Source organism: Bacillus cereus group sp. BfR-BA-01524, assembly GCF_022662595.1.
In the GTDB taxonomy this organism is placed as follows: domain Bacteria; phylum Bacillota; class Bacilli; order Bacillales; family Bacillaceae_G; genus Bacillus_A; species Bacillus_A thuringiensis_S.
The window spans coordinates 15,310-26,482 of sequence record NZ_JAKUDW010000012.1; the positions used below are offsets into that span (position 1 = coordinate 15,310).

Sequence of the window (11,173 nt, forward strand, 5' to 3'; positions counted from 1 at the left end):
TATTCTTTCTTACTACATACGTAATTATGCCAGCTATAAGAGTAGTGAATAAGATATTAATTCAATACTCACAATACCCACTTTACATTATATGGTATATTCACTCGTAAAAAGAAGATAATAACAAGTAAATCCATTAAAGAATGGGAGCTCTCAAAAAATGAAACGAAAAATATTAACTCTCTTTACGCTTATATGTTTAGCACTACCAATGCAAGCTAGTGCTTACACATTTCAGTCACTACCGATTGCGTCAAAGTCTAAACAATGGTATGTCGAAATTGATAAATCTCATAACTCAAACAAGCAAGCAATCCAGCCGAAACAAGGTGTATTTGATACGTATAGTTTACTCGTAAAAAACATCGGTCATGATGTATCAAACGTATCCGTGGAAATACTTGATAACAATCCTACCTCTAAGGCTACCTTTAAACCTACTACACCTAATGAAAATATTTCTAAAAGTCATACAAGCTTTGACTACATGGTATTCCCATTAGACTTTAATAGTCATAATTTTAAAGTTGTGATCACTTGGGAAGAAAAGAATTTCTCTTATAACGGCCATCCGGTAAATGAAGGTAAAAAAATGAAACAAACATTTGTATTTAATGAAGAATAAGTCCTAATTTCTTTAGGGCTTATTCTTCTTTTTTGAAACCTGCTTGTATCGCTTCCGTCACTTCTTTTGTGATTTCTAATTTTGTTGCTTCCATACTAATTTTTTTGTGCCAAATATGTATGGAAGGCTTTTCATTACAAAGTTGTTTTATTAATACTGGTTGATTATATGCTAGGTTATTTTCTATATAGATCTAGCCCTCTTTTCCCATATAATCAATTAAATCGACGAATACTCGGTACAGACAATGCTATTCCAATTGTTAAAATTACTAAACTAGCTAGTGTTATAATAGTTATCTCGCCACCTATGACAGCAGCTAACCAGCCTACAACTACATACCCTAATGGCAATAAAGCAAAAGAACCCAACATATCAAGGCTTGCCACCCTTCCGAATGCTTCTTCCGGTACGAGTTCCTGTAAACTCGTTTCCCAAATGAGTCCAAATATCATCATGCCGAATCCTTCAATTGCCATTAAGAATATTAAAGCAGGTGCCCAAGAAATGAATGGCATAATTAATAAAGCAATGCCACTAATTAAAACACCTCCATAAGCCAGTAATCCTCTCTTCTGCCACCGCTCTTTCCCACCAAATATCAATGCAGCAATTACAGCTCCACCACCAGAAAAGGCCATTCCAAGTCCATACACGTAAGCTTCAAAATGATGATGAACATTAAATAACCATGGAATTAATACGACGATAATGCCGGCATAACAAATATTTATAAAAGAAAAGACTAAAATTGTAATCCATAGCCAAGGATGACTTTTTAAAACGAAAACACCTTCCATAAACTCTTGTTTGTAATCAATGTTACTCTTTTCAATAGACTTTACTTTTTTAAACTTAATTTCTTTTAAAAATAATAAACATAAAAATGATAATAAGTACGTTACTGCATCTAGTCCGAAACCTATCCCTGCAGACGCAACCGATACGATTACCCCACCAAGTGCTGGTCCAATTAATCGTATACCTTGATTACTCATTTGAGTGAGTGCGTTAGCTGCATTACGAATTTCAGGAACGAATACTTTCGCCCTTACAGCAGAATATGCTGGTTGGAATATCCCTTCCATAAGTCCGTATAAGGCAACGAGAATGTATAAAACTGTAATTGTTAATAAATCCATAAATATAAGCGATGCAAGTAATAGCATTAATATACAGCGGAGTATATCCGTAAATAACATTAATTTAACCCGATCAATTCGGTCTACAATTAAACCTGCAAACGGTAAAGCGAGAATATTAGGTAGCATGTACATCGCCATTGTCATTCCCATCACAACTGTTGAGCCAGTTAATGAATACACAACAACCGGGAGTATGACCATAGTTATCGAACTACCTAAGACCGAGAGTAATTGTCCAATCCATAAAAATTTAAAGTGTGGTGATACTTTAACCGGTAATAATAATTTACCAACATAACCTAAACTTTTCTCCTTTTGTATTTCTCCTTGCATGTCTCTCCCCTCTTTTTGAATGACTATAGAATTCACAATGTATAACTGAAAATTTATAACATTCCATTTCTAATTATATAAGAAACAATTATGTTATGGTAAAATTATCAAAAAAAATATAAAGGAGAATACATCATTATGCCTCCAAATTCACATAACATCGAACACCAGATCTATACAATGTGTATGATCCAACGTAACAATGAAGTTTTACTCATAAGACGCCCCAACCATCGAGGTTTCCCTGGCTACATAGCTCCTGGCGGCAAAGTAGATTTTCCCGAAAGTATCGTTCAAGCCGCTATAAGGGAAGTAAAAGAAGAAACTGGATTACTTGTTTCGGATTTAAATTTTAAGGGATTAGATGAATATGTAAATCCGAAAGGGAATGTTCGGTACATGGTATTCAACTACTGGACAGACTCATTTGAAGGTGAACTTCTTTTGAACCCTCCTGAGGGCGAATTATTATGGATACCAATCGATACAGCACTAAAGCTACCTATGCAAACTTGGTTTAAAGAAAGATTCCCATTATTTTTTGAAAAAGGCACTTTTGAAATTCAACGTGTTTGGGATGATGAGCTAGATAAACAAGTTTCTATGACAATTACCCATACATAAAAAAGCTTGGAAACCTATCCAAGCCTTTCTTACCTCTGTGCAATTCTTTCAATCTTATAATGAATATGTAAAAATTCAAGTCCAAATAGCCACATGCTATGATGAGCTGTTAACATTTCATCCTTACCCTCTGTAATGATGAAAGTCTCTGCTAACGGTAAACGGATTGTTAAGAACCGAGTATGTAAATAAATCCCCTCATCTCCCTGGACATTTTCTCTTAACTTACTAGTAATGATTAAATCATGATTATCATTACATAGCCTCAAAATACCAGTCATATTCGAATAAGGTAAAGGCAAGGCGATATTCATATATGTCTCATCCTTATTTGTATGCTTTGAATAAAGAGCTACAAAAATAGATTCACCTGCTTCATTTTTCCTTAGCCAAGCTCTTACATTCTCTCTTCCATCTTCCTCATCCATTACACCAATGATAGAGCCATGCATCGGTTCCCACTTGTCGCCCATTCCTAAATGTATTTGTCCTACACGCTTGCTCATTTTCTCATAACAAAATGCAAATGTGCGGAACCAATGAGCCCATTTAATATTCGATTGCAACTCATACTCTGTTGTATTTTCATAAAAATGAATAATGGTTAAAGGAATCTTCGTTGCTTCAAATGCCTCACTATGAAAATCATTCATTTTATCAACTAAACCATTGTATTCCTTACTGTCTACTAAATTTCTGCCATATAAAAACGCTTCACCAATTGCCACATTTCCTCTTAACTTACTCATTGGTTTTCCGTAGTATTTATAATTCGGAACACTCTTTTCGATCATCCAGCCAACAAATGCTGGTAACGCTACTCCAATTCCATTGACAACACCGTGAATCCAAACCATTTGGGTAATTGTAATCGTCATTACATGCTTCAAATTCCCATATGAGTATATGAGTGAGAACATAATTGTAACCATGAGCGTACTAGACGAAATGATTAGAAGAATCTTTGCACTGATAGTATTAAATTTTGCTCTCCAAACGTAAAATCCATATCCATAAATCGCACATAAATATAGAAACACTGCAAAAAATTCAAATATTCTCGAGTATGTAATTCCTATTGCAACTGTCATAGGTGAAATCATAATGATAAACATAATAGCATCATATACTTTACTTCTCTTTTCTCTTTTTCTCCCTATTAAACCAGCTGATAATGGCAATAGAAACGCCGAATAATGAAAATGTGCAGCTGTGAGTAAAACAATGTCAGAGCTAAAATGCATAATTGAAAGTTTTGCTACTGAAGCAAAAAACCAAAAACCACCTAAAAACAAATAAATAAACGCACTATCTATGGCGGTCTCTTCTAACGGCTTCCATCCTCTTTCTAGCAATCTACTTACACCAAATAACGCAACAATTCCTGTATACACAAACCAAACTAGCGCAAATACATTGTAATTTGTGACGAAAGCTAGCATTGTACAAATTGCTGCGATTGGATATAAAAACGATACGAATTTATAAAATAATAAATACGATCCATCTCTTTTTCTTTTATCAATAATACAAAACGATATTGGTATAAATAATAAAACAGATAATAATATAATTGCTTCAACAGGATTTGTATTCGACCGCTCACATAATAGAAAAACAACATAACAAGCAAGCCCAAATATTATATTTTTCATATCGTTTATTTCCTTTCCACAAATGTTCCCTTATATGAAAAAAGCGAGCCAATTAACGGGTTTCGTACTTGTACATGAATTCGAAAACATTGTAGTTCATCATCATAACTTTCAACAATTTTTGCTTCACCATACAAAAATTTTGGTAACGGAATTTTTCTTCCAAACATATAAAACCATTGTTTCTTTGAAGAAATATGCATTGCACCTAACTCATCGATATGAAAATGCAGTGTAGAAACGAGTAAATGTGGTTCGCCAAAATAATCTACAATTTCATTTTCTTTTTCATCCAATTGCATAACTGCATTAAAATATCTTTTCTTATTATGAAAATAAAAAGTACGATTCCACCTTACTAATTCTTGTCCATATTCATCTCGCTCAGCTGTATTTTGTATCGTAAATGGAATTTCCTCTCCTCGTTCTGAGAAAAACATTCGAAACCTCGATGCAATTTTTAATATGAATTTTACGAAAAAAGAACCACCGTAAATTTCATCCATCTTTCCTTCCCCTGTAAAACTATTTTCTTCTGTAATCGCATAACGCTTCTGCAATTCAGGATGAAGATTTTTATAGATATCCCCTAATAATCGTTCATACATATTAGCCATACACTTATCCCTTTCTCGTCCTCTTGCAATTTTTCGCGCTTGGTAAATCGAAACTATTTATATAACCGACAATTGATAACCCCATTAGAAGAATATTTAATGTAATCGGATTAAACGGACCTGTAAAGCTTGCAATATTCGTAAATCCTGCCGCTATCGTTAAAACCAATAACACAATAATATGCAGGATAAATAATTTTCGTTTTGTTAGTGGCAACAGCCATACGACACCGAAAATTATTTCTAACACCCCAATTATTTTAAGTATATATACACTATTTTCATTTGAACCGATTAATACAGAAAGCATCTTTACTTCTTCTGAATGAGTAAACAGTAGTTTTGGCACTATCCCTTGATATATCCATACAAAAGCAAATAAAAAACATACGAGCCAATACGTCATTGTTCTTCTAATTAGTAACCTAGGATGAAGCCCCTTTTCTAACCATAATTTTAAGGCATCAAAACTCCAAGCCGTCGCCCAACCTAATAACGGACGAAAAATATAGGAATCTATTACATTTCCTATACGACCAAATCTTGTATCATAATCATATTGTGTCTCAAAATGGATGTATTCTTTATTCGGCGTATACTTCCAATAACCACGTCCTATTTGAATAAGAGATAATGTATTATCCGTCCAAAATTTTAAAGAGGAAATTCTTTCACCAGTTTCTTTTCTTATTTCACCTATTGATTCCCCTTCTCCAGCTATTTCAAGCCCAAATCCAATCTTTGTTTTATACAAAAACTTCTGTGGTTCTCCTTCTTTTTTCTCTAAATACGAAATTTCAGTAAAGCGAGCATCCCACTCTGTATGTATATCTGGTTCTTGCGTATATTCCCATAATTTTTCCATCGTCGTTTTCATTTTTGTCGCAACATAAATAGGCTGTTTCCTTTTCATTCTCCCACCTCCTATGCACTATAAGTTTAATGTACATGCAATGAATTTATTTTGCTACATTTTTCACAAACTTCCCTGGAAAAAGAAAGAATTTTAAAAATATATATAAAACACTTGATTCCCCGAAAAATTTAAATTATTATAAAACAAATGTTACCAACAACTTCATAAATCAAACACTCTCGCCTAAAACGTGAGATAGAGGTTGCGATACTTATGAGTATTCTAATGGAGACACAGAGATGTCTATGAACTTAGATGAAAGGAAGTATTGCCGAAATTGATAAGTTTCTCTGCATTTATCAATTGGGGCTGTTTTCGAATAGAAACAGAACTGTCATATGTACAGACGTGTATGTATGAAGAGCTATCTACAAAAAAGAGATATCATTTTTTATGATATTCCTTTTTTGGCGGTTTTTTTATTAGCTCCGTTTTCTGTTTCCCTTTTCCTGTAACAGCACCATCCTCACTTATTTGAGATGGTGTTTTTTGTTTGTCTTTCTGGTAACTACAGGAGTATTGGGATTTATATATTTTCTAATCTATTCTTAAAAATAGACGAAAGAAGGAATTTGTAATGGAAACAATTGTTCAAAAATTTGGTGGCACTTCTGTCGGAAGCGTCGAGCGCATTCAACATGTAGCAAATTTAATTATTGAAGAATATGAAAGAGGTCATAGCGTTGTCTCTGTCGTTTCAGCAATGGGAAAAAGCACGGATGAACTTGTCGCACTCGCTAACGTTATTACAGAAAATCCAAGTAAACGTGAAATGGATATGCTTCTATCTACAGGAGAACAAGTAACTATTTCATTATTAACAATGGCACTGCAAGCAAAAGGCTATCGTGCAATTTCATTAACAGGGTGGCAAGCTGGTCTTACGACAGAATCTGTACATAGTAGTGCACGGATTACTGACATTCATACAGATCGTATTCAATCTTATCTTGCTGAAGGCACAATTGTTATCGTAGCTGGTTTCCAAGGTATAAGTGTAGAAAATGAAATTACAACGCTTGGCCGTGGTGGCTCTGATACGACTGCTGTCGCACTAGCCGCTGCACTTAAAGCAAAAAAATGTGATATTTATACGGATGTGACAGGCGTATATACAACGGACCCACGAGTTGTAAAAGACGCTTACAAATTAGACGAAATTTCTTATGACGAAATGTTAGAGCTTGCAAATCTTGGTGCTGGCGTATTACACCCGCGAGCTGTTGAGTTTGCTAAAAATCATAACGTAGTTTTAGAAGTTCGCTCAAGTATGGAACAAGAAAACGGAACAATTGTAAAAGGAGAATGTAACATGGAACAACAATCAATCGTTAAAGGTATTGCATTTGAGGATAACATTACACGTGTCACAATTAAAGGACTAGAACAAGGATCGCTTTCAACAGTTTTCTCTACATTAGCAGCAGCACACATTAATGTAGATATCATCATTCAAAGTATTACAAATGAAGGAACTGTACATCTCTCCTTCTCCATTCACTCGAATGATTTAAGAGAAACTTTAAAAGTTTTGGAACAAAATCAAGAAACTCTTCACTACGAATCTGTAGAACATGAAAATCACTTAGCAAAAGTATCAATCGTAGGATCTGGCATGGTATCTAACCCTGGTGTCGCTGCAAATATGTTTACTACTTTAAAAGAAGAAGATATTCATATTAAAATGGTAAGTACATCAGAAATTAAAGTGTCTGTCGTTATTGACCGCCTTCATTTAGTAACAGGGGTTGAGGCGCTGCATCAATCATTTATGGCGAAAATTGAGCCTTTAGTGCAAATGAGCTAATTTGATATGCTCAGTAACACTTATAAAAAAATCATATTAATCTACTTCCTTCCTATTAAATAAAAGCTGTTCGTTAACAAGATGCTATATGACATATAAAAAAACACCTTGTCACCTTTTCCTATACTACGACAAGGTGTTTTTGACTGAAAGGAATTTGTAACTACTTAGTAGTATAATTATGAGGATGATTAAATAATAAACTTTTATACATAAGGAGATAAGAATATGGCAAAAAACAAATTACTACGAATGGACAATGTCAGCATCGTTGTAGAATCCCTTGATAACGCAATCTCTTTCTTTGAGGAGATTGGCTTGAACCTCGAGGGGCGAGCCACTATCGAAGGTGAATGGGCTGGTCGCGTAACTGGACTCGGCTCTCAGTGCGTAGAGATTGCTATGATGGTCACTCCAGATGGCCACAGTCGAATTGAACTTTCGCGATTTCTCACCCCTCCTACTATAGCAGATCACCGAAATGCTCCTGTAAACGCCCTCGGTTATCTACGCGTCATGTTCACCGTTCAAGATATTGACGAAATGGTATCCAGACTCACTAAGCATGGTGCAGAGCTCGTTGGCGAAGTAATTCAGTACGAGAACTCGTATCGTCTCTGCTACATTCGTGGAGTCGAAGGAATTTTAATCGGTTTAGCGGAAGAACTCGGTAATAAATAAGCAAGTGACGTTTTGTAAAAAGGCACTATCATTGAATAAAACGTAGACTCTTAAGCGACTTTATTATTATATTTTTGACCCCGTCCTAACTTTAGAACGGGGTTATGCTTGTTTGAGCTTTTAAAATTAAATAACTTTATTATCATTTTACATATAGATTTCAAGGATCTACCCAATTAGCTTTCATATTACCAATATCCCAAAATCATTATAAAACAATTAAAATATTCGTTATACCCTTTCCTAGGAAATATAACTAACTCTTCTCACTTTTTATCACATATATCTTTTCGCTCTTTCCCTTGAAAAAATGATCTATATTCATTCAAAATAACTTTCTTAACATCAGAGTAAAAAACCATCATGAATAACGCCATTCCTAATACAACCACCTGTACTTTTTCATAATCAATAAACGCACTCATAATTAACAAACCAAATCCAATATAAAAACCAAACTCATTCTCTTTTTCAAAATCCTCATCTTCTTCATCAATATGTATTTTTTCTTTAATATTCTGTTTCCCTTTTATTAACTCATCAAGCGTAACATTGTACATTTCGCTTAGTAAAATTAGATTATCAATATCAGGATAACTTTTATCATTTTCCCATTTGTATACTGCTTGCCTTGTCACACCAATCTTTTTAGCAACATCCTCTTGCGAAAACCCCTTTGATTCTCGTAGTTTTTTTAGCTGTTCTCCTATGCTCATAACGTCCCCTCCTTTAACAAATTATTCATAAAAAGAGATATAAATGAAAGAAACCATTAGTAAAACTCTCTGTAAACCATTCGTTTACACAATTAAAAAAAGAGGGAATAGCTCTATATTTAAGCTATTCCCTCACTTCTATTAAAACAGATGAATGTTTTCTTTTTTACAAGCTGCACGTAAATCGTCAGGCCATACAGAAGATTGAACTTCACCGATATGTGCTTTACGTAAGAAGTACATGCACATTCTTGATTGTCCAATGCCACCGCCGATTGTTAATGGTAGTACGTCTTCTAATATACCTTTATGGAAATCATACTCACGTTTGAAGTCTTCACCAGTTTTGGTTAACTGCTCATCAAGTGATTTACTATCAACACGAATTCCCATTGATGATAATTCAAATGAAGATTGTAGTACTGGGTGCCAGAATAAAATATCACCGTTTAATTTCCAATCGTCATAATCAGCCGCGCGTCCGTCATGCTTTTCACCTGAACGAAGTGCATCACCAATTCCAATAATAAAGACTGCACCGTGTTCTTTTGCAATTGCGTGTTCACGATCTTTCGGTGTTAATTCTGGATATTTATCTTCTAGTTCTTGAGAAGTAATGAAAACAATCTCTTCTGGTAAATACTTTCCAAGGAACGGATATTTTTCAAATAAGTGATCTTCTAAATCTTTGAATATTCCATAAATTGTTTGTACTGTTTTTTGTAAGTAATCGACAGTACGCCATTCTTTTTGAACGATTTTTTCCCAATCCCATTGGTCAACGTAAATGGAATGCGTTGCATCAAGTTCTTCATCACGACGAATCGCGTTCATGTTTGTATATAAACCTTCACCAGCTTCATATCCGTATTCATGTAATGCAAATCGTTTCCATTTCGCTAGTGAATGAACAATTTCTAATTCTTCTCCTGAATGTAACATATCAAATTCAATTGGGCGTTCTACACCGTTTAGGTGATCGTTTAATCCTGATTTTTTCGTTACGAATAATGGTGCAGATACGCGGAATAGTTCAAGGCGTTTTGCTAATTGGTCCTCGAAGAATGTTTTAACTTCCTTAATTGCGATTTGAGTCTCTCTTACTGTCATTAATGATTGATACATGGTGGTTTCCTCCTAAAATGTTTGGATGTTGTGAAAAGAAGCCAACAAAAAAAGCCCTTCTTTCCCAAAAAACTGGGACGAAAGGCTTTGGTTCCGCGGTACCACCCAAATTAGCAACAGAGGTTGCTCACTTATACAATACGGAGATGAAATATCTCGATACTGTTCTTCTTGTAACGGCGAAGTTCCCGGCTAAGTCTACTTTCCTATAAAGGATTTCGGTTAGCAACTCCAGGAGGTTCTTCATAATAGGCTTCGTATCAGGCTCACACCACCCCTGACTCGCTTAAACTACGTCCTACTACTACTCGTCCTTTCATAGTCGTTTTGTTGTCACATCTCTGAAACATTTTATTAATGATTATTCTATACAAAAAATAAAGAAAGTCAACAAAAAGTTTTAAAATGTTTTTCAATTCTTTATTTTACGGCTTTATTGATTGTTGTTAATTTAACATCTTTACTTTTTCTGCCTCGTCAATCCAAAAAATGTTTCACTGACCGAAACTAACGTATACACAACAATTAATGTGATCGTTCGGAATATAGAATCCGCAGTATTTCTTATTATTTTCATTTTCTTTATAATTCCTTTCAGTTTACTTGCAATTTCATGATATACTATAGCATTCAAGCAGTTTATTTTTACTTAAAGCAATCATAGTCATTTATAAAGAGTATTTTCTAAATCATTGACTATTATCAAATAAGATTTTTATATAACGGAGTGATCATATGAGTAAAACGAAAGCAAAACCGAAAAAAGGTGTAGGACAAGGTACAGGAAGTAAAGGATGGAACCGTTGGCAATCAAGTGCAAAGAAAAAGGCAGCTGCCAAACCATACAAAAGTAAAGGTACAAAGAAGTAATTTAAATAACATTTGATTTCTTTACTTTGTACAAAACAAAATATAATTATTACAACAAA

General features: G+C 34.4%; 11 protein-coding genes, 1 riboswitch and 1 other annotated feature. Of the genes, 5 read left to right on the top strand and 6 right to left on the bottom strand.

What is annotated here, in order from left to right; all coding sequences use genetic code 11:
• Positions 1–160: 160 nt before the first annotated feature.
• Entirely contained in the window at positions 161–625 is a 465-nt protein-coding gene (locus MR170_RS05940; protein ID WP_000823337.1) for a hypothetical protein, read from the top strand.
• Positions 626–840: 215 nt separating this feature from the next.
• Here the strand turns inward: MR170_RS05940 and MR170_RS05945 are convergent, their stop codons facing one another.
• Entirely contained in the window at positions 841–2,103 is a 1,263-nt protein-coding gene (locus MR170_RS05945; protein ID WP_242307703.1) for an MFS transporter, read from the bottom strand.
• 138 nt (positions 2,104–2,241) lie between these two features.
• Between MR170_RS05945 and MR170_RS05950 the strand changes: the two genes are divergently transcribed.
• On the top strand, positions 2,242–2,727 hold the full coding sequence (locus MR170_RS05950) for an 8-oxo-dGTP diphosphatase (RefSeq protein ID WP_088115715.1): 486 nt from the start codon (positions 2,242–2,244) through the stop codon (positions 2,725–2,727).
• A 29-nt stretch (positions 2,728–2,756) separates the two neighbouring features.
• Here the strand turns inward: MR170_RS05950 and MR170_RS05955 are convergent, their stop codons facing one another.
• Genes MR170_RS05955 through MR170_RS05965 form a run of 3 tightly spaced genes read right to left on the bottom strand, consistent with a single transcriptional unit; the run spans position 2,757 to position 5,912 of the window.
• Positions 2,757–4,382, bottom strand: coding sequence for a YndJ family protein (locus MR170_RS05955; protein WP_242307705.1), 1,626 nt, complete (start codon positions 4,380–4,382; stop codon positions 2,757–2,759).
• 5 nt (positions 4,383–4,387) lie between these two features.
• Positions 4,388–4,999 (bottom strand): DUF4166 domain-containing protein, encoded by a 612-nt coding sequence (locus MR170_RS05960; RefSeq protein WP_029441962.1) that lies wholly within the window; start codon positions 4,997–4,999, stop codon positions 4,388–4,390.
• Positions 5,000–5,003: 4 nt separating this feature from the next.
• Positions 5,004–5,912 carry a DoxX-like family protein gene (locus MR170_RS05965; RefSeq protein WP_016082102.1) on the bottom strand — a complete coding sequence of 303 codons (909 nt, stop codon included), beginning with the start codon at positions 5,910–5,912 and terminating at the stop codon, positions 5,004–5,006.
• Between the two features lie 191 nt (positions 5,913–6,103).
• A riboswitch (Lysine riboswitch) is annotated at positions 6,104–6,290 on the top strand.
• A gap of 202 nt (positions 6,291–6,492) precedes the next feature.
• On the opposite strand from MR170_RS05965, the gene MR170_RS05970 reads away from it, so the two are divergent.
• Positions 6,493–7,722, top strand: coding sequence for an aspartate kinase (locus MR170_RS05970; RefSeq protein ID WP_071730914.1), 1,230 nt, complete (start codon positions 6,493–6,495; stop codon positions 7,720–7,722).
• A gap of 228 nt (positions 7,723–7,950) precedes the next feature.
• On the top strand, positions 7,951–8,403 hold the full coding sequence (locus tag MR170_RS05975) for a VOC family protein (RefSeq protein WP_242307707.1): 453 nt from the start codon (positions 7,951–7,953) through the stop codon (positions 8,401–8,403).
• A 266-nt stretch (positions 8,404–8,669) separates the two neighbouring features.
• On the opposite strand, the gene MR170_RS05980 is transcribed toward MR170_RS05975, so the two are convergent.
• Both MR170_RS05980 and asnA read right to left on the bottom strand, forming a co-directional pair.
• The gene (locus MR170_RS05980) at positions 8,670–9,119 is read right to left on the bottom strand and encodes a helix-turn-helix domain-containing protein (RefSeq protein WP_016082105.1); all 450 of its coding nucleotides are present in this window, start codon (positions 9,117–9,119) and stop codon (positions 8,670–8,672) included.
• 141 nt (positions 9,120–9,260) lie between these two features.
• The gene (gene asnA, locus MR170_RS05985) at positions 9,261–10,244 is read right to left on the bottom strand and encodes an aspartate--ammonia ligase (RefSeq protein ID WP_000284912.1); all 984 of its coding nucleotides are present in this window, start codon (positions 10,242–10,244) and stop codon (positions 9,261–9,263) included.
• A 70-nt stretch (positions 10,245–10,314) separates the two neighbouring features.
• Positions 10,315–10,573 (bottom strand) — a binding site (T-box leader).
• Between the two features lie 406 nt (positions 10,574–10,979).
• Here asnA and MR170_RS05990 point away from each other — a divergent pair.
• On the top strand, positions 10,980–11,114 hold the full coding sequence (locus MR170_RS05990; RefSeq protein WP_000047588.1) for a DUF3934 domain-containing protein: 135 nt from the start codon (positions 10,980–10,982) through the stop codon (positions 11,112–11,114).
• Positions 11,115–11,173: the final 59 nt, after the last annotated feature.